Source organism: Runella aurantiaca, from assembly GCF_003339505.1.
Lineage (GTDB): Bacteria > Bacteroidota > Bacteroidia > Cytophagales > Spirosomataceae > Runella > Runella aurantiaca.
Window position 1 is genome coordinate 81307 of sequence record NZ_QPIW01000024.1, and the last position, 24812, is coordinate 106118.

Consider the following 24812-nt stretch of genomic DNA (forward strand, 5'->3'; position numbering starts at 1 on the left):
GTAATTCAATTATTCTCCGGGATTAGTCTATTAACCCCTTCTTGAAAGCTATCTTTATCATTCCCACCACCGATTTAGCTCCCAGCTTCTGCAACAGATTGTGACGATGGGTTTCAATGGTCGGGATGCTTACTTGCAGCCGGGTGGCTATTTGTTCGGTGGTCAGTTCTTGGCCGATGAGTTGCAGTACTTCCATTTCGCGTTTCGTGAGCATTAGCACAGGGTGAATTAGTTGATACAAAGGTCCAGATTCTGTCCCAAATCCTTTTTCATCAGTTACCCTGATTTTATCTCATGGTATCCCCTGATTTTGCACTCATGGTTTACCATGATATTGGGTTATTGTATTCCATAATTATTTGAGAAATGATAGATTAAACAGATATTGGCATTATTAACCGCTTAACTATGAAAAGAACAATTGCTCTTATTGTAATAATCATGTTTGGCACGGTTGCCCAGGCGCAATCAGTACAAGATGATTTACGAAAAATCGCCGAGTTTCGCCGAATGGCTCCTTCTTTTCAAAAGGATACGCTACTGATAGGTACACAAATTAATCTTGCAACTACCTATACTCGTCTCCAAAAACTGGACTCTGTTCGTTATTGGCTCTGGGAAAGTGAAAAAATGCTTACTAAAACCAAATGGCAGCGTGGATGGGGCTTTTTTTATCGTGCTCGTGGCCAATATTATGTCTTTACCCTCAAAAAAGACTCTTCGGTAGCCGATCTTATTAAGTCCATAGCGATTTGGGAAAAAGAAAAAAACTGGCGACAGGCAGGTATTGCAAGTGCGCGCCTGGGCAATGCTTTATTGATGGATTTGCAGTTTGACAAGAGTCTTTTTTACCTCAACCAAGCACTCAAAACATTTGAAGAACACAACGACTATTTTAGCCAAGCCAATACCCTCAACTACCTGAGCAATGTGTATCGAAGTAGGAACAATTATACCAAAGCATTGGAAATACACCGTAGAGTAATGTATCTGGTAGGAAAGTACAAACTAAACCCTCAACTTATTGAATACAAGCACGTAGCCACGTCTTATCTATTCAACAATATGCTTGATAGCGGGCGTTATTATTTTGCTAAAGAAGGCATTGATATTGACAAAAACCCCGAAAAAATCAACGATAATTTTACCTACAATCGCCTCTCTGAGTTTTTTGATGGGGCTGGTATGCCCGAAAAAGTAGTGAAAATGGCTCAGCTGTCGCTACAGCTTGCCGAAAAAAATAAGTCGGTAGCTTATGCTCGTACCGCACACGAAATGCTCCATAAAAGCTACCAAAATCTCAAAAATCACGAACAGGCGTTGTATCATTACAGTAAAGCACAGCAAATCAACGACTCACTCGAAAAAGCCGAGGTGAGCCTCAAGCTCACTCAATTGGAAATGCAATACCAAACTCAGAAGAAAGAAACTGAAATAGAACGTCAACGGGCAGAATTAGCTATCAGTAAACAAAACCTTTTACTCAATCAATCAAGAATGAGTTTTCTTAACAAGGACCTTTTGCTCCAGCAAGCACTCGTAGCCCAACAAAACGCTGACAAAAAACGGAAAGAAGCAGAGTTTAAGAACACAAATCAACAACAAAAAGCGGCTATGGAACAATTGGCTCAACAAAATGAGCTGACTGTCCAGCGACAAACCCGTAATTTGCTATTAGCTGGAATCGCATTTTTGATGACACTTGCGGGCGTACTTTTTTACCATAACCGGAGTCTCAAAAGGAAAAATAAAGAAATATCAACTTCTATTTTAAAAGGTCAAACCCTCGAGCGCAAGCGCGTAGCGGCCGACCTCCACGATAGCCTCGGCAGTACCATGTCCTCGCTGATCTATACCGTCAACGCCATTGATACCAATAATCTCGACCAAGACGAGAAAAATGTGTATCAACACCTCAAACAAATGCTTGATACCGCCTACAACGAAATCAGGCTCCTCTCTCACAACCTACTGCCAGAAGAGTTTGAAAAACAGGGATTAGCGGAAGCACTTAGGCATTTCGTTCGAAAAATCAACCAAACCAAAACCATTCAATTTGACCTCTCCATTGACCCGCAATTGGGACGACTCTCGCCCAAAACAGAGTTTGAACTCTACAGCATTTGCCTCGAACTCATCAACAACATCCTCAAACACGCCCACGCTACGCAGGCTTCTATTGCCCTTGCCCGAGAGCAAAACCAAGTGCAGCTAACTATCGCCGACAATGGTCGCGGCTTTTTTGATAATGAATCCGACGGCAAAGGCATGAAAAACGTAAAAGCCCGCGTAGAAAGCCTTAACGGAACCTGGCAGTATGATTCAAAACAGAATATAGGGACTTCTTCAGCCATTTCTATTCCTATTTAAGCAATGAAAAAACTCCTGACGCTGCTATTCCTGACGAGTATTCATTTGAGCAGTTGGGCCCAAAGTGAGGTTTTTCGTATTGACAGTATTCCTACACAGGGCATTTTGCTCGACAAGGGCTGGAAATGGCACGCAGGCGACAACCCCGATTTCGCAAAACCTGATTTTGATGATAGCCAATGGGAGAGTATTGACCCGACAAAAGACATTATGGCACTTGATCAAATAAGAAAGCCACCGGTAGTTTGGTTTCGGTTACCTCTTGCTCTGCATGATAGTACGCTCTATCAAATGCTGTCCTTGGTGGTGAAGCAGACAGGTGCCACTGCCTTTTATTTAAATGGACGGTTGTTAGGCAAATTTGGAAATATATCTCCTGCAAAAGCCAATACAATCGGATATGACCCTATGGGGCAAGCAATTGCGTTTCCTCTGGAACTTAATAAATCTAATGTGCTGGCCGTACGTTTCGCGTTTCCAGACATTTTTTTAGTCAAGAACTTTTATGCGCCTAATTACTGTCTCAAGCTTATTGTTTGCCCAACCAAAGATAGCCATATAATTGGTGAGCATATAAATCGACTCTCCAATCGAGCATATTACTCAGCGATGTTTAAAGCAGGCATTTTCTTTTTGTTTACTATTTTACACTTAGGTTTTTTTCTATTTTCCAAAAAGCAAAAAGCGAATCTCCATTTTGGGTTATATGCTTTTTTGGCATTTCTAATTTTTTTTGTAGAAACCCTGGCATCAACCTTTGTGTTTGAAGTCAATCTTCGAAATCAAATCGCCATAATCATCTACTTTATACATCCATTCGTTGAATTATTCATTTTTATCGCACTTTATTATTTCCTTGGCTTGACTAAAGGCTATTATTTTAAATTGACTGTAATTGTTTGCTTTTTGTCCATTCCTTTCATGTTCAGACCTTATTTTGGGGGGCAAATTGTAGGAATCTTAGCTCCTTCTTTACTTTTATCCATAGGTCTCCCTATCATTTGCTTTAAAGCTCACAAAAACGGAATTCAAGGAGCTTATGGGATTTTCATAGCCTCAATCATTTTCTTAATTTTATATACGACTTATACATTAATGCGAGAGTTTCAAATAAATCTACCCTACCAATTCTTATGGAATGAACTAACTTTTTCTACTGCTACTTTAGCCGTGCCGGCCGCTATTTCGTATTATCTTATGGTTGATTTTACCAATAGTAAAAAGCAACTGCAAAATAACTTTTACAAATTTCAACAGCTTGCCAAAGAAAAGGAAGCTTCTCTTTTAAAACAAAACGCCGAACTGCAAGCTGCCCTGCTCCAAGGCCAAACCATTGAGCGCAAGCGCGTAGCGGCTGACCTTCACGATAGCCTCGGCAGTACGATGTCGTCGCTGATTTATACCGTCAATGCCATTGATACCAACAATCTCGACAACGAGGAGAAAAACGTTTATCTACACCTGAAACAAATGCTTGATACGGCCTACAACGAAATCAGGCTCCTCTCCCACAACCTTTTACCCGAAGAATTTGAAAAACAAGGACTTGCCGAAGCACTCAGGCACTTTGTCCGAAAAATAAACCAAACCAAAGCCATCCAATTTGACCTCTCCATTGACCCGCAGTTGGGAAGGCTCTCGCCCAAAACAGAATTTGAACTTTACAGCATTTGCCTCGAACTGATCAACAACATCCTCAAACACGCCCATGCTACGCAGGCTTCTATTGGCCTCGTCCGTAAACAGAATCAGGTAAAGCTTACCATTGCCGACAATGGGCGTGGCTTTTTTGACAATGACTCTGATGGAAAAGGCATGAAAAATGTAAAGGCCCGCGTAGAAAGTCTCAATGGAACGTGGCACACTAAAAATACGGAGGGCAACGGTGTTTGCAATGAAATTGCCGTGCTGGTTTAAAGTTTTATTCTACCATTCCGTGTTTCAGGGCATATTTGGTCAACCCAATGGCGCTTTTGACATTCAATTTATGAAACAAATTCCGTCGGTGCGTTTCAACCGTCGAAAGGCTGATGCAAAGTTTATCAGCTATCTCAGGGCTTGAGTACTCCATTGCGATATGCTTTAAAACTTCGATTTCACGCTCTGTGAGGTTTTGAATAGTTGCTGGCTGAGCATTGTTTTGGTCTTCATCCGTGTAGGCACTGAGTTCATCGATAATCGCTGGACTAAAATATCGCTTCCCTTGCATAATCAACTCAATCGCCCTTTCCAATTCTTCTCGTTCTGATTTTTTTAAAATATACCCATTCACTCCTGCCTTAATCGCCTCACGGATATGAGCTGCATCTTCTAACATGGTGAGTAAAATCACTTTGATAGCGAGACGTTGATGTCTAATTTGAAGGGTTAAATCAACCCCGCTCAAATAGGGCATGTTAAAATCAGACACGATCAAATCCACTTTATTGGTACTTAACCACGGTAGAACTTGGCGACTATCACTGATGGTATTCACAATCTCTACATTGGGAATTCGTCTAAAGAGGAGTTTTAGACTTTCTAAAATCATTTGATGATCATCAACAAGTAATATTTTGATTCGGTCAGTAGTGTTCATTAATAGGGTAAGTTAATTCAATACACGTATTATAGGGGAGCTGTACCTCACTGCCGCGAGCGGTAGGAAGTAAATTCATTGTAGGGCATGTTTAGACGTTTTTTTGGTACAAAACTTGCATAAAATAGGTTATTTCTCTCCCCCCAATTCGGGTAGGGGTATTAGAAAAACAATAAACCTATGATGGCAATCAATATTGCAATGACGGCCAAAAACAAAATAGGCCACCACCGCATAGGTTTAGGATTGGTGCTCATGTATCAGAAAAATATACTTCAAAGTTGAGGAATGTTCAGGCAGTGTACAATACCCTGAGTGCGGTATTTTTGATACCCTGAGCAGGGGAGATGACTGCGTAGTTTTACGTGTTGCAATCAAACGCATGTGTATATACGCAATTGTTTTGAGGCAAATTATGACGGTATTTCAAGGAGAATTGTAAACCCTTGGCCCGGGGCAGTATCAATGTGCAGCTTGCCGTTCAGAAGCATCACCCTGCTTTCAATGTTTGTCAGGCCGTTGCCGCGAGTAGTTTGAGTGGATAAAGAACCTCGTCCGTTGTCGTGATAATGCAATTGAAATTGGTGGTTCAGCTGCCTAAGTTCAATGGAAATTTGCGTGGCTTGGGCGTGTTTGAGGGTGTTTTGGAGCAACTCCTGCACGATGCGGTACAGGTTTATGCGTGTGATCTCTTCCATTGATTCTGGCATGTCATCGTGTTCAAAAGCAATGTGCAATTGCTGATGACTTTGACAAATATCGGCAGTGATTTTACGGATAGCTTCCACAAGCCCCAATTGCGTCAGGGTGCGCGGGCTTAGGTTATGAATTAATTGTCGTAACTCAACGAATGAGGTATCCAGCAGCAGAGAAGCACGTTGGCTAAGTTCTTTAGACGGAAACTTAGGATTTTCGAGGGCGCTCAGGTAGAGTTTGAGGGTTGCCAGGTTTGCCCCAATGCCATCATGAAGCTCTATGGCAAAACGCTGACGTTCTGCTTCCTGTGTTTTCATGGTTACTTCCAATTCCAACCGCTGCTTTTGGTACACCTGAAAAAGCTGGTAACGGTATAGGCCGTACAGACCAGCCAGCAATAAGAGAATCATTAGGGCGCGAAACCATAACGTACTGGTCATAGGGGGAGGCACGACGATACGAAGCTGCCGGGGAGTATTGTTCCATATCCCGTCATTATTGGCCACTTTCAGTTCAAACGTATAGCTTCCTGGCGGAACTTGGCCAAACCGTGCGGTTGTTTGGGCTTCAGCGTTGATCCAGTGGTCATCGAGCCCCACTAGTCGGTATTGATAGGTGTTTTGACCGGAACTGAAAAAATCAATGGCGCTGTAATCAATTGAAAAGGTATTATCCTCTGGAGATAATTGAATATCAGAGGTTTCTCCTACCTGCGCGGGCAGTTTGTAGGGCTGCTCGCGCACTTTAAAGTCGGTCAGAATCGGGATGGCTGGGCGGGTGTTGATTTTTATATCTTCGGGATAAAAATGATTAAAACCGCGCACACCCCCAAAAAAGAACTCCCCATCAGCGGTAATGTGAGCCGTGTTGGAATTAAACTCAAGGCTTTGAAGGTCATCGGAGAGGCGAAAATTGTCAACTTTTCTAGTTTTTAAATTCAGCCTCGAAATGCCTTTATTGGTACTGAACCAGACATCGCCTTTTTTATCAACGAGCACGTCGTAGATATAGGAATCAATCAGTCCATCCTTTTTTGTCCAAATTTTCATTGACCAATCCTTTTTATGAATCATTTTTAAGCCATTCCAGGCGGCACCCCAAATGACTTGATGCAGGGTATCCTCAAAACCGTTCCTAAAATAATACCCGAGTTTTGGGGCGGTTTCAGGTATCCAATTCGTACCCTTAAGACGACCGATGTGGAGCGTGCTGTCCATGGTAATATACAGCCGACCTTCGTGGTCTTTCAAGGGGAAGCGGGTAGGGTGGTTACCAAAAAAGGGTATTCGCTGGTATTTTTTATCTTGTTTGTTGAATACAAAAAGACCTGATTCAGTCGATACCAGCAACGCATTGGGGGGCGTCTCAATTACTTTAAAGATGGAATTTGCCCACTTTGTTTCGGGTGTGAGGGTGTCAGGATTTGTAAAGCATTCAGTAGTGCGGGTGCGGGCAGTGTAGAGACGCAGTCCTTTTGAAGACAAAAGCCAATAATCGCCGTTTGAAGTTGGAATTAGCCTGCCTGGCATCGAAATCAAAATATCAGCAGAGGACGTTTGTAAAAATTGTTTCGAACGACGATTGTATAGGTAGTTGTTTTGCCCTGTGCCAATTCTTACGATGCTATCATTCAGAGAGAGAATGGAGCGGACGGAGGTTTCGCCATTGAAGCCAGGATGAGTGCTTGGGGTAACTTTATTGAATTTTGGCAATACAGGGCTGAGTTTATACATACCGTGTGCGCGTTGAACCCAAAGAATGCCATCTCCAAAATCGGTGGCTGCTACAGATTGAGAGGCTGGCAAAGCAACAGCCGAATTGTGAGAACCGTTGAAAACAGCTGGATTTAGCATTGTCTTATAGCGTCGGGAAGGAATATGCATAGCTAATGCTCCGCTGCTGGTCCCGACCAATAAAGTGTCTTTTTTAAGTTTAAAGGTCACCGCCGATGCAGGAGTACCTGCTTGATTACGGGGGTGTTTACTAAAAAAATAGGATGTGCGCCCAGTGTTCAAATTAATATACATCAGTCCTTCCGTAAGATGAACCCAAATTCCTGTTTTACCGTCAAAAGTAGTATTATTGAGGAACCGATAAGTATCGTTTAAAAAAGGTACATTGGTCAAAATGACCCTTTTTTTGTGCGTTTGATAATCATAGTAAAACAATTCACCCGTGGTGGGTGCTATACACCAAACTTTGGTGTCTTTGATGGCCATCGGCCACCCAAATACGTGCTCTGAATTTTTCCCAGTGCGTTGTTTAATAAAGGTAAAGCGCTCTGTTTTACGGTCAAATCTGACCAGCGCATCGCTTATCGAAAGCCATAAATGGGTATCGGCATCTTCCACAATTGCTCTGACGAGCCGTCCTGACACTTTATGAGTGTTGCCCAGGCCTGTAGTGGTGAAATTTCGTATTCTACTGCCATCAAAACGGCTCAAACTTTGCGCCGTACCCAACCAAACAAAGCCTTTGGAATCTTTCATCATGGCGTAGACGGTGGATTGAGGCATCCCGATCTCGCTATCTATTTGCGTCACATAATACTTCTTTTGCGCCTCTGCTCGGTAGTGAAGCAATCCACCTGCCAACACCGCACATAACACTTTGATGTAACGCAGTAGATGCATAGTGGTTAGGCAAGGTTATGTTGTAGGGCAAAGGTTATCAATTCACTCAAACTGTGGACATTGAGTTTGGCGTAGATGTTTTTTCGGTGGGTTTCGACGGTATAGGGGCTGATGAAAAGTTTTTTGGCAATCTCAGCGGCACTGTGTCCCTGAATCAACCATTTGATGAGTTCGATTTCTCGGGCGGTGAGTTTTTCAATAAATGCGTTTAATTTCTCACTAGGGCGCTGCTGTAACAAAATAGGGACGATTTCAGGGCTGAAATAAAGCTCATTTTTGCTCACTTTATCAAGTGCTCTTAATAACTCCGCTTGTCCTGCTGTTTTGAGACAGTATCCCTGAGCGCCCGCCTCAATCATGGCTTGGACGGTTTCGCGGTCTTCGGCCATAGATACCGCTAAGATTCGTACTTGCGGATGATGTTGGCGAATGTGTCGGGCAACATCAATGCCAGACATGCCGGGCAAATGAATGTCTAATAATACCACATCGGTTGCTTTTTGCTGTAAATATTGCAGGACAGCTTCTCCATCTTCCACCGTGTCTACAGAGGCATACTCAACAGAAAAGCTAAGAATAAACTTCAAACCATCGGCAAAAAGGCGATGGTCGTCGGCGATGAGAATCTGAATAGATTTGTGCATACAGTCGTTTTATATCGTCATCATTTACTCATGTATGCAATCTTAGCATTTATGCTGATAAAATGTATGTCTTTTACGTTTTTAATTTTCCCTTTTTAGGGAATGGATTTAATAACAGGGAGCCTTATAAATAGGTTTATAACACAAGAGCCGAAAATAAAATTATGCGTTAATTCACTTTCGGAATCGACATTTCTACTTCAGGCGACAACGGACTCCCAAAAACAGGCACGCCGTCGGCGGTAAATGTGAAGGGCTGCATACGCGGTGCTCTTTGCTTGCCGCAGCCTTGGCCTGCTTCCGAATTGGCGTGGTAAAGAATCCAATTTTGACTTCCATCGGGCGATTTGAAAAAGCTATTGTGCCCGGCCGCATGAGTGCCCTGTACGTTATTTGCCCAAAATACTGGGGTCGGATGCTTCTTCCAAGTTTGAGGATTCATTAAATCGGCAGTGGGTGAGGCATGAATCATACCCAAGGCGTAATAGTCTGTCCAGCAGCCACTCGCCGAGAAGATGATGTTGATCCTGCCGTTAGGGCTTTTCAAAAACTGGGGACCTTCGTTGACCAATACGACGGGCTTATCGTCAGGCCCGGGGCGAGTGAGCAGGCCGTGGTGTTCCCATGCAAACTGTGGGTCAGAGATGCGGATACGCTTACCGACGCAGGTCCACGGATTGCTCATTTTGCACAGATAAATATCCTGACGACCGTTTTCATCACCTTCCCAACCCGACCATGTAAGATACATTTGGCCATTGTGGTCAAAAACCGAACCGTCAATGGCCCATTTGTCTTGGGGTGTTTTGAGTTGTCCTTTCATCATCCAAGTGCCTTGGGTGGGGTCAGGGGAGGAATTTTCTAATACATACAGGCGATGATTGCGGTTGCGACCGTCGTCGGCGGCAAAATAGATGTACCATTTATTTTGTAAGAAATGTAGTTCGGGTGCCCAGATTTCTTTTGAATAGGGGCCCGTGGCGGGTGGAGTCCAGATAACTGTTTTTTGAGCCGTGGCGAGTTGCGACAAATCTTTGGTTTTCCAAATGGTCAAATCTTTACCAGTGGTATGCATGTAAAAATAAAAACCGTCTTTGTAAATCGACCACGGGTCAGCTCCCGCGGGGAGCAGCGGGTTTTTGAAGGTTTGAGCTTGCGCAAAAGCATGGACCAACAAAAAGAAAATGACTTTTTTCATCAGTAAATGTTAGAATCAGTAGTACTTGTTTTTAAAATGTAAAACTGCAAAAATGATATTGATACTTTTGCGGTTTTACATTGCTCATTTCTCGGTTTTTCAGTTCAAAACAGCTACACCTTCGGATATTCCCAACCCTTCCGATACGCTCTTTCCAGAAGTTTGTTGGCTTCGGGGTCGTTTTTGATGATTCCTTTTTCTCCGTCCCATTCTACACTTCGGCCCGCTTTCATGGAAAGCATACCCAATAATGCCATATTGCTGGAGCGATGCCCGATTTCGATGTCACAAACGGGAGTTCTTTTTTTCTCAATGGAGTCCAGAAAATCAGCCCAAAGGTTGGCAATGTTTTGCTGGTCGGGCAGGTCTAGTTTGGCATCTTCGTGGATAACGGGTTTTTTGGAGTCGGTTGGGTAAAATGTCCAACCATCAAGCCAACCCATGTGAAAAGTACCCTCTGTTCCGTAGAAATAGCAACCAACGGCCTGCTGGGGGTGGGTTTTTTCGGCGTTATTTCCCGCAAATTGGCGGTGTTCCCAGGTTGCGGTGAAGTTTTCAAATTCATACACGGCGACTTGATGATCGGGCGCGTCGGTATTGTCGGTTTTGATGGCACGTCCCCCCGTGGAGAATACTTTTCGGGGGTATTTTTCTTCCATTATCCAAAGCAGTTGGTCGAGCCAGTGAATGCCCCAATCGCCCAATGTCCCGTTGGCATAGTCGAGGTATTGACGAAAACCGCGCGGGTGAATTTTGGTATTAAAAGGACGTAGCGGAGCGGGGCCGCACCACATATCCCAATCTATTCCTTGAGGGGTTTCGCTATCGGGGGTTACTTGTCCGGGGCCGCCGCCGTAATGCACAAAAGTGCGCACCATTCCGATTTTCCCCGCTTTGCCCGAACGGATAAAATCCCGACCCGAGATGTTATGCGGGGATACGCGGCGGTGGGTTCCTACTTGTACCACTTTGCCGGTTTTGCGAGCCGCAGCTACCATGGCTTTCCCTTCGTTGATGGTGTGACTGATGGGTTTTTCGACGTACACGTGTGCGCCAGCTTGCACGGCTGCGATGCAAATCAGCGGGTGCCAGTGGTCGGGGGTAGCAACAATCACAATCTCAGGTTTTTCGGTCGCTAGTAGTTCCCGAAAATCGCGGTATTGTTTGGGTTTATCACCGTTTAGTTTTTCTACTTCCGCCACCGCTTTGCCGATTTGATTTTGGTCGACGTCGCACATCGCCACTACTTTCGATTGCCCTGCGGCTATGGCGGCCCGTAGGATATTCATACCCCACCAACCGGTACCGATGAGTGCAGTACGGTACTTGGTGGCGCGTGGCGCGGCGATTCCGTAGGGAGAAAATAAGGTAACCGCCGCCCCCGCAGCAGTATTTTGAATGAAAGTACGACGATTGATCATGGTGTATGCTGGTAAGGATTTTATTTAATAACTCAAAAAGAGTGTTTAAACACAAACCTCCCCAACAATACGGGCAAAAATATTTGTTGGCTTTCCTTGTCGAAATTTAATGCAGCAGACAACACCACAGAGGCGTACTACTTCGATAGAAGTAAAATCCCGATTTAGCCATTTACTGTTCGTAATAATATCCGAAAATAATATCCATTTCGTCTTCGCTGGTAAGACCGAATTTGACGGTTTTTGTGGTGGTGTTATTGAAGGTCACTTCCGACATCAGGCCCTCTCCTTTGTTAAATTCGAGTGGTTGCACAAACGTTTTGATAAGTGGGTGTTCCCAGTCGGTACTTTCGTAGACAATTTCTCCATTGCGGGGACCGCCCACTATTTTAATGACGTATTTTTCGCCTAATTTGTGCGTATGAGAAGTCAGCATCAGCACTTTGGTAGGTTTGGAAAAGATAAAGCTCTTGGTCGCTACCGTGCGCTGTCCAGCGGGAAGGCTAAAGCTTTCGTGGCCTAAATTGAGCGAATTAGCCACAATTTTCACTTTCTCCTTCTCTAGTTTGTAGAGATTTACGTAGACTTCACCGGGGATTTTGTCCGCTGTTTTATTGACGTAATGTGAGTTAAAGTCAAACGAATAATTGGCGGGAATACGAAGCGCTACACCTTCGGGAAATTGATAATCGTGCTCTTGTGTTTGCGTTCCTGCCCAGAAAACGTGGTTTTGCATACTCAAAAAAGTAAGCAGATTGTTGGTGCCATCGGAATTGCGGAGGTCACGAACTTGCCCCTCCGTGGGTAAGTTCGTGAAGTTTTTGAAGTTGTATAAAATAAAATGATGGCTGCCAGGACGCATACGCGTCTGAACGCGATTGATATAAAGCTCAGACGCATTGCCGACGGGCTTACGCACAAAAATCTCACGCTCGTACGTATTGGCAACCTCAAACGGCTCCAAATGTAATTGTAGGCCTTCGCTTGGCTTTGGCGGAGCAAGCGCCGTAAATGTACTTCCGAAGCTAGAGCCGCACAGCGGCACCGAATTGGTAATCAACGAGGCGTCGACTGAGCCGCCCGAACGCGCCGCTCCTGACTCAATCCATTTACGGATAAATTCTATTTCGCCAACCGAAAGCCCGTTGGCTCCCAGCGGCATGGGATTGCCGTACTGTTTTCCTGCCAAAAGCGACGCGGCGCTGCAGTTGATTTTGGTGTAAAGAAAGCTCTTGGATACGTTGCCGGGCATTACCAAGCGCATAGAATCGGCGTTGGCAGCGGGGTTTTTGGCAAATTTATTGACCAGATTGGTATAAGAAACATCGGCGGTTAACACTAATCCGTGTTGACGAAAGGAGGCGTCTTGCTCCGAAGCGTGGCAGCCTGATGTGGCACATGACTTATCGAAAATCTGCGTCTGAATGAGTTTAAAGGAGCCTTCTTCAAGCACATCGGTCTCTTTGGTTTGGCAGGAGCCTACCCATAACGCCGTTGTGACGGCAGTCAATAATGTGGCGTAGTAAGTGTTGAAGGTCTTCATTCAGATGCAGGGCTATTTTACCGGTCGAAGATACGTTATTTTTACTTTCCAGAAGGCTGCTAATGAGACAATTCTTCGGCGTAATGGTTTAATTTGACGCTTCAATCAATTCAGTAAGGCACGCTGGACACAGACAACTATCAAAATTCGCTTTTATAAAATTGGCTACCTGAGGAGGAATCTTAAACTGAAAACATACGCAACCCGCCGCCGAAGTGGGCGTACATTCAAACGACCGATGACAGCGGGGACAGGAATGAAGAGACTGCGTTGAAAGATTATCCAACTTGTTTTACTTCTTTTTCGATGGCCAAATAATTGACTAATTCGCCTTTACGATTCATGACTGGCAAGGCCTCAATCCAACATAAATACTCTTCGCCGTTTTTGCGATAGTTCACCACCTCGGTCTGGGTTTTGTTACCAGCCGTGAGTTGTTCTCTTAAAAACGCAAGTTGCTGTGGATTGGTATTTGCACCCTGCAAAAAACTCGGTTTTTGCCCAATGGCTTCGTGCTTGGCGTATCCGGTCATTTGCTGAAACGATGAGCTTACCCATTGAATAGTCTGACGCGTATCGGTGACAACAATCGTATATTCATTTTGCAACAACTCGTCAAAATTGAGGTCCAATGACCATTGCTGCGTTGCCATGAGGGTTTTCAGCGTAGAAACATCGTGTTGGGTATTGGTTGACGTTGCCCGGTACAGCTGAACAATGTCCCAGCAAAAAAGCGGAGAATCACCCTCCGATTTGGCGTAAGACTTTCGTATCATGTTGGCAAAAGCAGACGTAGAATACATTTTTACTAACTGTTTAATTCAAAAAATAGAACGCGAAAACAACTGTTTTTCTGGAATAAGTGAGCAATTGAAGCGCTTAATAAGTTGGGGATTAGAAAGAATGTCCGAAGCCGGGGTCTGAAAAACGAGTATCCTGAACAAACTGTTCGTCGGATAGTGTTTTCAGAAAGGCAATGACTTTTTGTTTCTCCTCTTCCGTAAGTGCTATGCCCAATTTTCCATCCTGTTGAAGTAAACCATCGAGGTTGGGTGTTTGTTTTACATTTTTTGAATAATGATCCAACACTTGCTCCAGTGACGTAAATCGGCCATCATGCATGTAGGGTGCTGTGTAGCCTATATTTCGCAGGCTGGGCACTTTGAACTTATAGCGGTCGTCGGAGTTTTGGGTAATATTAAAACGCCCTTGGTCGGGGTTTCGGTCGGTTCTCAACCCGTTGTTGCGGTAACTTTGGTCCGTAAATAGTTCTCCCGAATGGCAACTGCTACATTTCTGTTTGAAAATCGTAAGTCCTTCTTTTTCAGTGGCTGTGAGTGCGTTGGTGGTGCCGCGTAAGTAGATATCATAGCGAGAGTTGTTGGAAACCATAAGCAACATAAACTGCGAGAGGGCTTTGCTAAATCGTTCGGTGGTGATGTCGGGGCTACCAAAGGCTTTTTTGAAAAGTTCGGGGTAATTGGGGGTTTTGCTGTCGCGCAGTTTTTGCAGGACGTTGGGCAATTTTTCGTCCATTTCAACGGGATTTTCGATGGGCGCGATTGGAAATAAATCTAAATGTGGCACACCGCCGTCCCAAAAAAACGCTTTGGTCCAAGCTAAATTCTGAATGGCAGGCGCATTGCGGGCCCCGATTCGGTCGTCGATGCCGTGGCTGAGGTCGTGCCCGTGGTGGGTAAAAGCGGCCGCTTGTTGGTGGCAGGTGCCGCAGGCAATGGTGCCATTGCGCGACAAAATGCCGTCGTAGAACAATGATTTTCCCAGTTGAAACCCATCGAATGTCACTGGATTGGAGGATAAATCGTACACTTTGTTGGGAAAATAACTCGGCTGAGGAACCTCGATTTTATCCGTGGAGGGGTCAGGGGCGGTTGGGGTAGGAGGTTCGTTGGTACGATTACACGCGGCCCATCCCCAGAGGCCCAACGATAACCCGATGATGAATGTTTTTTTCATTAATAACTTCCTTTATTCTTTGACCGCCGAAACTCGAAACATGGCAGCGTAATTGTTGGCAACGGTGGTAGAATAGTCCGAAAACATAACCGTTGGGGTCGTAGCCAAACTGATTTTCTGCGCTCCGTCAAACAACTTCGATATGTCCGTCGTGATGGTGACAACTGGTTGTTGGTCGGGTCCAACTTTGGCGGGAATGTTTCCGAGCGGCAAAGTCACGGTTTTGAGGTTGTTGAATGTTTTGGCATTGTAGCCTCCATACCCTCCAATGTGGTACCTGAACTTCTGATTGCCAGCGGGGTCTGGGGTGATTTTAGAGGAGTTGCCTTCTATTTTTAAGAAAATATAACCCGAATTCCATGACCAATACATACCATCTCCCTCGTGCGAAGCATCACCTGGGTCCAGTACTCCTTTTCGGCGGCTGAGGTCTATCGTGTTTCGGAGGCTGTCTACGCCAATCGTGAAAGTAATGGCGGTATAATCACCAGCAGGGATACGTTTCAACGTAATTTGTTTGGATGCTGGAAATGTTTCTCTGACCAGAAAATAACTCGAATCCTGCGGATAAACAAAAGTGGAGCCGTCGACGTTTTTGAGCGAAATATTGCTGATAAAATAATTGAACGTTGTCACCGAAAAGTCTTCTCCCAACGTATTTTGGTAGGTGTCAGTTCCTAACGTAAGTGCCTTATCACCAACGCGATGGTCAAACGCCAAGGTGAGTGAATTCAGCTCGGTGGGGTCGGGATTTGAGTTGCAGGATTGAATCAGAATCAGCAACGAGACGGCTGTTGTGTACAGCAGTATATTTTTCATATTTGTTACGGTTTCCTGTTTTCGACGTTTGAAAAAGAGAAAAAGACCGTTAAAGTTTTCCCCTCCTATATCATAATAACGTGGGATGAAATCAAAATGATGCAGTTTTCGTTAGGTTTTAAATTAAATTTGAAAAAAATCAGTGTAGAATTTTAATATATAAAAAACTTATATATATTTGTTCTCATAAATCACTCTTTAAATCTTATGGAAGCAACAAGTAACGAATTTTTACGGGGAACTCTCAAGACAATTGTGTTAAAATTGTTGGCCGAGCAGGGACGTATGTACGGCTACGAAATTACCCAGTCAGTAAAGGAGCGAACCAACGGCGAAATCACTCTGACCTTCGGAGCGTTGTATCCGGTATTACACAAATTGGAGCAGGAAGGTTTTTTGCTAACTGAATCAGAGGAAGTAGATGGGCGGTTGCGCAAGTACTACACCCTCACACCGAGCGGGAGCGCAACTGCCATCCAAAAAGTCTCTGAATTTGAGCGTTTTGTGGAAGCGATGCAAATCTTGCTTCAACCCCAACAAGGACTGTCAATAGGTTAAGAAATAATCAATTTTTTTATTCAATTTGTTGTTCATACCTAATGAATTGGATGATTATCAGCGACTAATACCCAACGACTTTTTGAGATGAAAAAGCTAACTCCCGAACAATTAAGCAGGTTGCACAACCACCTTCTCGGCAACAGTACCAACGACGCCCTGATTACTGAATTGCTTGATCATTTAGCCTGCGAAGCCGAGGAATACCTTTGGAAAGGGTATAACTTTGATTTAGCACTGGAAAAAATCACCCAGGAAGCCAATACAAAAGCGGTCAAATATCTACGCGAAACGTACCAACACGAAGTAGCCATGACCGCCGAACAACTCGAAAATGCATCGCTGGACGATATTATTTTTGAGTTTCGTAACAAAGCCTATGGGGCCTATGACCTCCGTCAATCTTATCCGTTTGCCCTGCGCAGTGCGCTGATATTGGGCGTCGGGCTGTTTATGATGCTGATGGCATTTTTGTCGGGCATGGCGCAGGGGTCATGGAGTTTTCTTTCCACTGCCGGAATGATGTGGATGCTGGGCGTATGCGGGGTGGCGTATTCATTGGGGACGTGGTTTTTTAGAAAAGCCCCCCATCGGTACGCGGTGCCTGCCTGATAGCGCTCCGCACTGAAACTATTTTAGGATTAAACAGCCTTTTTTCGCTGATTCAAAAAGCCATTTTGGCTTTTCTAGCGTAGCTATTGCCTTTTAACAGCCATAAAACTTTTCGGAACTATTAACTATTTGTCGTAGGTCAATAGAACACGGACGGTTCGCCGCAGCGATAAAACGGACGGTTGGCCGCTGCCATGTTCCAACACGGGTTTTCACGGATTAACCCGTGTTTCCAAAGGAATCAGTGTCATCCGTGGGCCATTATCGGAACTTGCGACAAATTCTTTATAATTCCGAAACTTTTTACACGATCTTGCTTGCTCCAATCACAAGGTGCTGTGCCATTGGCTTGCATCGTTCACAACTTTAGCCTTCATTTTCACGCCTTTATTAGCTCGATTTTTAGACCTAAAATACGTAGAGGTCGATAGCTGTCAATCGTCTGCGTATATACAAAAGAGTGGGGCCTCCAATGTCTCGTTTTTTAAAGTTTAAAGTTTCTGAAAATCAGATGAGTATGAACGTAGAAAACAATGAAAAACCATTTTCTGTAGAACTAAAAAGAACTAATTCTAAACTAAAAAATAGCCATGAGTAATTACAAACACCCCTTCCCAGCTTTGGCTGAGAGTAGCGAAGCTATGACTTTGGACGACATCGTTTTTATGAATCGTCACCGCGCTTACGGCGCGTATGACCTCCGAAAATCTTATCCTGAAGTGCTTCGAAATGCTGTTTTGTTGGGCATTGGCCTATTTCTGTTACTGTTTATTGGGCCGATACTCTACGGAAGTCTGGCCCCTCAGGAGACTGAATATTCCATGAGTGAATTTGAAGTTATGGACATAAAACCTGTTCCGAAAGAAGAAAAGCCGCTGCCTGAATTGGAAAAACCCAAAGAACTCCCGAAGCAGACCTCCGTGCGTTATCGAATGTTGGAAGTACTCAAAGACCCTCCGCATGAAGAGCTGCCGCCTCCAGTCGAAGACCTGGAGAAAGCCAACCCAGGTCAGGAAACCATTGAAGGAACGGGCCCTGAAGAAGTAGCCATTATCGCACCGCCCGAAGATACCCCCGCACCCGAAGCAACAAAACCTGCTGAGGTGGAAGCCAAAGCACCCGAAATATTTGAAAAAGTAGAAATTGACCCGCAATTCGCCGGTGGTAATGAAGGCTTACGGACATTTTTAATGAAAAATCTGCATTATCCGAGCCCAGCGCAACGAAGCAACATCCAAGGGCGGGTGTACCTGACGTTTACGGTAGAGCCAGACGGCTCGTTGTCCAACATCAATGTGATTCGGGGCATTGGTTTTGGGTGCGATGAAGAAGCAATCCGCGTCATGAAATTGATGCCCAAATGGAAACCGGGTAAGCAGTCTGGGCGGGCCGTACGGGTAAAATTTACGATGCCGATTGTATTTGCGCTGGAGTAAAGCGCTCATGCAGAGGTGCGAAGGCGCAGAGAAAATAACGCTATTTTGGCGTCGGACGGTTTTAAACCGTCTGACGCTTAGGCACAATAAAGCTTTAGCTAAGTTATCAATCATTAGTAATCGCTCTCCTCAATGAAACATCAAAAATGGTATCTATTAATGCTCATGCTCTTACCTCTGGCGGGATGGGCGCAGCAAACTGAAAAAGAAATGGCTTTTGTACTTGTGGAAGAACCACCACAATTTGTGGGTGGTCAAGATTCCTTAAACAGATTTATAAAGTATCATCTGAAATATCCTGCTGCGGCGCGTGAAGCAAAAATTAAGGGAGTGGTTCATCTGAGATTTATAATAGAGGCAGATGGTCGTATCACTAACGCAGAAATCACACGTGGTCTTGGAAACGGATGTGATGAAGAAGCATTAAGAGTTGTTAATGAATTTCCGAAATGGAAACCGGGTCGTCAAAGTGGGAAAAACTTACGAGTTCAGTATTTTTTGCCTATTCGTTTCGCGATAGAATAAGGGGGCGGTGTGAGTTTATCAACCGCTTGGCGCAGAAAAAACAACACAGTGAAAATTTGGCGTCGGACGGTTTTAAACCGTCTGACGCCAAAATACTAGAATCAGAAGCGGTAATTGATGCCAATCGAGGCAAAATAAGGACTGCCTACGGCGAGTTCGCCGTTTAGACCGATACTTTCGGTAATGTAGCCGCGTAGTCCAAACAGAATTACTTGCACCTGAGGCATTACAAATCCCCCTCTAAGTTTGTTGCCCAGTACGGTACGCCAGATGCCGCTGCCGCCCGCTTCGTTGAAAACCTCGTCAAGTTTACCGTCGACGGCACTTGAACTGGCGTTTACGCCCCAAATACCGACGCCTAACCGAACGCCCGAATACATATCTACGCGGTTGGCGTTGCCGTAGTGAAACAACGCACGGGCCCCAATCGTAATGCGTGATACGTTGAGTTTGACATCGCCGAGGTTTTCGGTTTTGTTATACACGACATTCTTCAAATCCATTGAACCTTTATTGTAACTAACGGCACCGCCAATCGAAAACCATTTGTTGATGCCACGGTCGTAAGCAACGTTTATTTGCGGGAAATTGCTAGCGTTTCCCGACGAAAAAGAAACGGTTGTATCCGACGATTCCTGTGAGCCGGTGATGGTGCCCCGGAAGGGAGAAAAGAGACTTACGCCCGATTGAACGCTAACAACGTTCTGATAATCTTGGTTTTGGGCAATTGCCCCGAAAGCGAAAAGTAAGAAGTGAAAGACGATGAGAGACTTTTTCATAATACTGGATTTTGATTGGCTGTTGTGTTTTGAAAACTGATGATTGAAATTAGTACTGAATGAAGACGCAAAGTAAGTGATAAAAGTAAAAAGAGGGGCAAGAATTCGCAATTTGCGAATCGTGAATTATTTAACGTTGTCGGAAAAAATCGGCAGGAGAGGATTGAACGTCGTCAATAACTTTTTTAGACTGGGGGATGTGAAAGCATAAGTTATTCCCCCAATTTTTCTTTCCCCAAACTTTGGCGAACTTTGTCGTTAGTAAAAACTGAGCCAATATGTCCGTTTTTGAAGCCAAAGCAGAGTTAGCTAAAATCCCGACTGAGCCGGGCGTGTACCGTTATTTTAGTGAAGAAGGGGAAATTATTTACGTTGGGAAAGCAAAAAATCTCAAGAACCGCGTCAGTAGTTATTTTGTTAAAAACCATTCCGACCGCAAAACAAGACGCTTGGTGAGCCAGATTCGGCGCATTGAATACACCATTGTACATACAGAGTTTGACGCGTTGTTGCTCGAAAACCAACTCATCAAGCGTTATCAGCCGCGTTTCAATATCTTGCTCCGCGACGATAAAACGTACCCTTTTATCAAGGTATTCAATGAGCCGTTTCCACGGGTGGAGACTTCTCGGCGGCTGGATAAAAAAACGGGGACATTTTATGGGCCGTTTGCCAATGCGCGCTCCATGTACAATCTGCTGGATATGTTTCGGGAGCTGTATACGCTCCGTACCTGCAACCTTAATCTGACCCCCGAAAACATCGAAGCGGGTAAGTTTAAAGTGTGTATGGAATACCACCTCAAACGCTGCAAAGGGCCGTGTGAAGGCCGACAGTCGCTGGAAGATTATGACCGCGAAGTGGCCTCAATCCACCAGATTTTGAAGGGACAACTGAGCATTCCGCAAAACTATTTTAAAGAAAATATGATTGCGGCGGCCGAGAAAATGGAGTTTGAAAAAGCCCATGAATGGAAAATGAAGCTAGAAACGCTGCAAAGTTTCCAGTCCAAATCAACGGTTATCAATCCTAAAATCGGGAATGTGGATGTGGTGGCGATTGCGTCGGATGAAGATGCGGCATACGTGAATTACCTGAAAATCGTGAACGGGTACATCATGGCCGCCCAAACGCTCGAAGTGAAGAAAAAACTCGACGAGCCTGACGATGAAATTCTGGCGTTGGTGCTGTTTGAAATGCGTACCACGTACGAAAGCGACGCCAAAGAAATCATTTCTAACATTGACATTACCACCGATTTTAAAGCTGAAATCACCATTCCAAAAATTGGCGATAAACGCAGCTTGCTGGAAATGGCGCTTAAAAACGTGCACTTTTTCCGAAAAGAAAAAGCGGAGCGGCAGATGATTGAATCGAGCGCCACCACCAATCGCCGCGACCGGGTGCTGATTAAGCTCAAAGCCGACCTTCAACTCAAAAGTCTGCCGCGTCATATTGAGTGTTTTGACAACTCCAACATTCAGGGTACCAACCCCGTAGCGGCGATGGTCTGTTTTAAAGAAGGACGGCCGTCGAAGAAAGATTATCGACATTTCAGCATTAAAACGGTGATTGGACCCAACGACTTTGCGAGTATGCACGAGGTAGTAACGCGCCGCTACACACGCCTGCTCGAAGAACAGGCCGAACTTCCCGATTTGATTGTAGTGGACGGTGGAAAAGGCCAACTCAGCGCGGCTTGCGATGCGCTCAAGGCGTTGAAACTTTACGGCAAAATCCCCATTGTGGGCATTGCTAAACGGTTGGAAGAAATCTATTTTCCTGAGGATACGCTGCCGTTGTACATCGACAAAAAATCAGAGTCGCTACGCCTTATTCAACAGATTCGCGACGAAGCGCACCGTTTTGCCATCACGTACCACCGCGATAAGCGCAGTCGCAATGCGTTTGTGAGTGAGCTGGAAAATATCGAAGGAATCGGGAAGAAAACGGCCGCTAATTTGCTCAAAGAATTTCGGGGTGTAAAGGCCATTCGCGAGGCAGACGTTGAGAGAATTGCGCAGTTTGTGGGGAAAGATAAGGCCCAAAAAATCAAGGAATATTTCGCAGCGATTGAACAGTAAAGCCGCAAAATTTTGCGGCTTTACGTTAATGTTAATCAGACCAAAGCCGCTACTTGCGCTTTGAGGTCGTCAAAAGAAATGTCAAAATGGGAGGCGTCATAGACACTTTCGCCGTTGCGGATGATGAGCGCCTGTGGCGACTCGTGCTCTACCTCAAATTCTTGGGCTACTTGATTAGAAATAGGGCGATACGCAATCAAATCCAAAAAATAAGGTTTTAAATCGCCTACTTCCTCGTTTTTCCAACTGCGCTCCAACCGCCCGAGCGTGGCGGAACTGATAGAACAGCGGGTGCTGTGTTTCAAAATCAAAACGGGATAATGGTGGGATTCTTTTTTGATTTCCTCCAACTGGGCACTGTCATTGAGTGGATGCCAATTCATTTATTTATGAGCAAATTAGTGATTGAGTGATTATTTTTACGGAAATAACGTAACTCATCCAAAAATTGTTCGCTTTCATCTATACCCTTGGAATTTATCTTGCGCAGGGCATCGCCAAATTAGTCGCTCTTTTTCACGCCAAAACTCGCCTGTGGGTCAATGGGCAGGAACAGACGTGGGCGTTAATTGGAGATTGGAAAACGGAGAACGGAGAACGGAGAAAGGATAAAGGAGGTCAGAAGTCAGAAGTCAGAAGTAGGAAATCGGAGGAAGGAGAACGGGGAATGGAGAACGGAGAACGGACCGTCACCAATCACAAATTTACCATTTGGTTTCATGCGGCTTCTTTGGGTGAGTTTGAACAGGGATGGCCCGTGATTGAGGCGTGTCGGAAGCAATATCCCGCCGCCAAAATCGTCCTAACATTTTTTTCGCCGTCGGGTTATGAAAACAAAAAAGACTACGACCAAGCGGACATTGTTTGCTACTTGCCCGCCGATACTCCTGCCAATGTGTCTCGTTTTCTGGACGTAGTTCAGCCCGATATGGCGCTTTTTATCAAGTACGAATTTTGGCCGAATTATCTTTCAGCACTCAAAAAGCGTAGCATTCCAGCCATCTTGTTTTCGGCCATTTTTCGACCCAATCAATTGTTTTTTAAAGCCTATGGCGGTTTTTACCGAAACGTACTTTTTTGTTTAGACCATATTTTAGTCCAAAATCTGGAGTCTGAGCGTTTGCTTAAGTCAATTGATTATGAGAAGGTTACGCTTGCAGGAGATACGCGTTTGGACCGAGTAGTACAAATTTCCAAACAGGCTAAAACCTTTCCCTTGATTGAACAATTCAAAGGCAACACGCCACTGCTCATCGTCGGCTCCGCGTGGCCCGATGACTTAGAAGTGATTTTTTCATTCCTGAATAACTTTAACCAACCGCTCAAGGTAATTGTAGCCCCGCACGAAATCAATGCCGAACAGATTAAAAGTTGGCAAGAGAAAGTGAAGATTAAGTCATTAATTTATAGTGATTTGTTGGGAAGTGGTGAAAATGAAGGACGTAAAATGGAAGAATGGAGAACGGAGAACGGAGATTTCTTACAAGGCGCTTTGGGTTCATCTTCGCTGCTTTTTCTCGATACTGTGGGTATGCTTTCTTCTATTTACCGCTACGCTGATTTTGTGTTTGTAGGTGGTGGTTATCGCGACGGATTGCACAATACGATGGAGCCGGCGGTGTTTGGTATGCCAATTTTCTTCGGACAGCCTTACTATCAGAAGTTTCAGGAAGCTCTGGATTTACTCCAGCTCGGCGGCGCGCAGACCGTGGCTAATGCCGATGAGTTTACCAAAGCATTTGCAGAAGTGTATGAAAATGAGGAGTTAAGAAAGCAAAAAACTGATATTTGCCGAGACTACGTGCAGAAAAATGCGGGTGCCAAGGAAAAAGTAATGGCGGTAATAGCCAATAAATTTATCATGCGGTAAGCATCTCAAATTGGGATGTGTACGGTTTATTGCCTTCCAAATTTCAACGTTGTTCCGATTCTAAAAATGGTTGGCCCGATAACAAATTATTTTATTTGATGCCAAGTCGGTTGACGATGATGTAAATCTCGGAGAATGCACTTGTATTCAGAGAGTATATTTTTGCAGTTTTGACTGTGAAAGTGAGCAGAAAGTAAAGGAGGGTTGAATAAAATCAAACCTATTTCGGATAAAAACTTGAAAAGTACCAAAGGACATGGATATATGAAAGCAGCTGAAAAATATAGGAAACGTAACTAAATAGACTATGGTAAGAGTAAAAAAACCAAAAGAAGGAGATTTAATTGCTTTACCTATTGAAAATCAATGTGCGATAGGTTTAGTAACTCGTGTTGATGACTATAAAACACCATTGGGTTATTTTTTTAGCAGATTATTTAATCAACCACCGCAGTCAATTGATGATTTGCTTATAGATTTTCAAAAACCAGTTTTGATTATAAAGTTTGGTTTTCAAGGGTTTAAAGATGGAACGTGGAAAATTTTGGATAGCTTGCCCAATTTTAAGAGGGGAGATTTTCCAGTACCTGTTTTTTTTACTCATACAAAACCATTCAAGCCACAGTTAGTGTATTTTGATGATAACATGAATGAAATAAGGCGGCAATCAATAGAAGAAAGTGAAGCTCAGAAATACAAAGATTATCCAGAGACAGGTTTAGGCGGCTCTGGCTTTGTAGAAAAAAAATTGAAACGGCTAATCACCGAAAAACTATTCACTAGTTCGCCATAGTGTTCTGAGTAATAAAAGTTAAAACCTTTGTGCGTTGTTTTAAAGACTGCGTACTGAAAAGAACCGAAGTGTCTGTAACACGGAGCGTCCTAACCTGCATCAAAGAGAGAAGCAGGCTGTGAGTTTTGAGATAGAAATGTTCTTTGAAATGTAAAAAAACGCGAACTTTTCAGGGAATATAGGATAATACTGGGTTTTAAAGAGCACAACATAGCATAGAGAGTGAAAGAATAGTATTTTGGAGTTGCTAAACATTCAAAAACTAACCAATTCCTC

Annotated in this window: 22 protein-coding genes; 9 read left to right on the forward strand and 13 right to left on the reverse strand. The window is 44.2% G+C overall.

Features of this window, described 5'->3' with window-relative positions; translation table 11 throughout:
- Positions 1-22: 22 nt before the first annotated feature.
- Positions 23-214 carry a response regulator transcription factor gene (locus tag DVG78_RS22570; RefSeq protein WP_114463301.1) on the reverse strand — a complete coding sequence of 64 codons (192 nt, stop codon included), beginning with the start codon at positions 212-214 and terminating at the stop codon, positions 23-25.
- 194 nt (positions 215-408) lie between these two features.
- On the opposite strand from DVG78_RS22570, the gene DVG78_RS22575 reads away from it, so the two are divergent.
- Together DVG78_RS22575 and DVG78_RS22580 are read left to right on the forward strand one after the other, a co-directional pair.
- On the forward strand, positions 409-2370 hold the full coding sequence (locus DVG78_RS22575) for a tetratricopeptide repeat-containing sensor histidine kinase (protein WP_114463302.1): 1962 nt from the start codon (positions 409-411) through the stop codon (positions 2368-2370).
- A gap of 3 nt (positions 2371-2373) precedes the next feature.
- Positions 2374-4287 carry a sensor histidine kinase gene (locus DVG78_RS22580; RefSeq protein WP_114463303.1) on the forward strand — a complete coding sequence of 638 codons (1914 nt, stop codon included), beginning with the start codon at positions 2374-2376 and terminating at the stop codon, positions 4285-4287.
- Positions 4288-4291: 4 nt separating this feature from the next.
- On the opposite strand, the gene DVG78_RS22585 is transcribed toward DVG78_RS22580, so the two are convergent.
- From DVG78_RS22585 to DVG78_RS22630, 10 genes are all read right to left on the reverse strand, one after another.
- Complete coding sequence (locus DVG78_RS22585) at positions 4292-4948, reverse strand: response regulator (protein WP_114463304.1); 657 nt, start codon at positions 4946-4948, stop codon at positions 4292-4294.
- A gap of 413 nt (positions 4949-5361) precedes the next feature.
- Positions 5362-8277, reverse strand: coding sequence for a sensor histidine kinase (locus tag DVG78_RS22590; RefSeq protein WP_114463305.1), 2916 nt, complete (start codon positions 8275-8277; stop codon positions 5362-5364).
- A 5-nt stretch (positions 8278-8282) separates the two neighbouring features.
- Positions 8283-8921, reverse strand: a complete 639-nt coding sequence (locus DVG78_RS22595; protein ID WP_114463306.1) for a response regulator — start codon at positions 8919-8921, stop codon at positions 8283-8285.
- A 169-nt stretch (positions 8922-9090) separates the two neighbouring features.
- Entirely contained in the window at positions 9091-10119 is a 1029-nt protein-coding gene (locus DVG78_RS22600; protein WP_114463307.1) for a glycoside hydrolase family 43 protein, read from the reverse strand.
- 113 nt (positions 10120-10232) lie between these two features.
- Positions 10233-11537 carry a Gfo/Idh/MocA family protein gene (locus tag DVG78_RS22605; RefSeq protein ID WP_114463323.1) on the reverse strand — a complete coding sequence of 435 codons (1305 nt, stop codon included), beginning with the start codon at positions 11535-11537 and terminating at the stop codon, positions 10233-10235.
- A gap of 175 nt (positions 11538-11712) precedes the next feature.
- Positions 11713-13083 (reverse strand): monooxygenase, encoded by a 1371-nt coding sequence (locus tag DVG78_RS22610; RefSeq protein WP_114463308.1) that lies wholly within the window; start codon positions 13081-13083, stop codon positions 11713-11715.
- 88 nt (positions 13084-13171) lie between these two features.
- Complete coding sequence (locus tag DVG78_RS30670) at positions 13172-13369, reverse strand: cysteine-rich CWC family protein (RefSeq protein ID WP_114463309.1); 198 nt, start codon at positions 13367-13369, stop codon at positions 13172-13174.
- Positions 13362-13886, reverse strand: a complete 525-nt coding sequence (locus DVG78_RS22620) for a PAS domain-containing protein (RefSeq protein WP_114463310.1) — start codon at positions 13884-13886, stop codon at positions 13362-13364. The genes DVG78_RS30670 and DVG78_RS22620 overlap by 8 nt, the downstream gene beginning before the upstream one ends.
- A gap of 91 nt (positions 13887-13977) precedes the next feature.
- On the reverse strand, positions 13978-15060 hold the full coding sequence (locus DVG78_RS22625) for a cytochrome-c peroxidase (protein WP_114463311.1): 1083 nt from the start codon (positions 15058-15060) through the stop codon (positions 13978-13980).
- Between the two features lie 12 nt (positions 15061-15072).
- Positions 15073-15879, reverse strand: coding sequence for an MbnP family protein (locus DVG78_RS22630; RefSeq protein WP_114463312.1), 807 nt, complete (start codon positions 15877-15879; stop codon positions 15073-15075).
- A gap of 207 nt (positions 15880-16086) precedes the next feature.
- Here DVG78_RS22630 and DVG78_RS22635 point away from each other — a divergent pair, with 207 nt between their 5' ends.
- The 4 genes from DVG78_RS22635 to DVG78_RS22650 all read left to right on the forward strand — a co-directional run bounded on the left by DVG78_RS22635 (position 16087) and on the right by DVG78_RS22650 (position 19010).
- Positions 16087-16437 (forward strand): PadR family transcriptional regulator, encoded by a 351-nt coding sequence (locus tag DVG78_RS22635; RefSeq protein ID WP_114067082.1) that lies wholly within the window; start codon positions 16087-16089, stop codon positions 16435-16437.
- Between the two features lie 87 nt (positions 16438-16524).
- Complete coding sequence (locus tag DVG78_RS22640) at positions 16525-17049, forward strand: hypothetical protein (protein WP_114463313.1); 525 nt, start codon at positions 16525-16527, stop codon at positions 17047-17049.
- Positions 17050-17639: 590 nt separating this feature from the next.
- A complete protein-coding gene (locus DVG78_RS22645; protein WP_114463314.1) occupies positions 17640-18485 on the forward strand; it encodes an energy transducer TonB in 846 nt (281 codons plus the stop codon).
- Between the two features lie 132 nt (positions 18486-18617).
- Entirely contained in the window at positions 18618-19010 is a 393-nt protein-coding gene (locus DVG78_RS22650) for an energy transducer TonB (RefSeq protein ID WP_114463315.1), read from the forward strand.
- Between the two features lie 101 nt (positions 19011-19111).
- Here DVG78_RS22650 and DVG78_RS22655 read toward each other — a convergent pair whose 3' ends face one another.
- Positions 19112-19789 carry a hypothetical protein gene (locus DVG78_RS22655; RefSeq protein WP_147277152.1) on the reverse strand — a complete coding sequence of 226 codons (678 nt, stop codon included), beginning with the start codon at positions 19787-19789 and terminating at the stop codon, positions 19112-19114.
- A gap of 278 nt (positions 19790-20067) precedes the next feature.
- Here DVG78_RS22655 and uvrC point away from each other — a divergent pair, with 278 nt between their 5' ends.
- Positions 20068-21873 (forward strand): excinuclease ABC subunit UvrC, encoded by a 1806-nt coding sequence (gene uvrC, locus DVG78_RS22660; protein WP_114463317.1) that lies wholly within the window; start codon positions 20068-20070, stop codon positions 21871-21873.
- Positions 21874-21908: 35 nt separating this feature from the next.
- Here the strand turns inward: uvrC and ytxJ are convergent, their stop codons facing one another.
- A complete protein-coding gene (ytxJ, locus tag DVG78_RS22665) occupies positions 21909-22256 on the reverse strand; it encodes a bacillithiol system redox-active protein YtxJ (protein ID WP_114463318.1) in 348 nt (115 codons plus the stop codon).
- A 65-nt stretch (positions 22257-22321) separates the two neighbouring features.
- Between ytxJ and DVG78_RS22670 the strand changes: the two genes are divergently transcribed.
- Entirely contained in the window at positions 22322-23743 is a 1422-nt protein-coding gene (locus DVG78_RS22670) for a 3-deoxy-D-manno-octulosonic acid transferase (protein WP_114463319.1), read from the forward strand.
- 307 nt (positions 23744-24050) lie between these two features.
- The gene (locus tag DVG78_RS22675) at positions 24051-24536 is read left to right on the forward strand and encodes a hypothetical protein (RefSeq protein WP_114463320.1); all 486 of its coding nucleotides are present in this window, start codon (positions 24051-24053) and stop codon (positions 24534-24536) included.
- Positions 24537-24812: the final 276 nt, after the last annotated feature.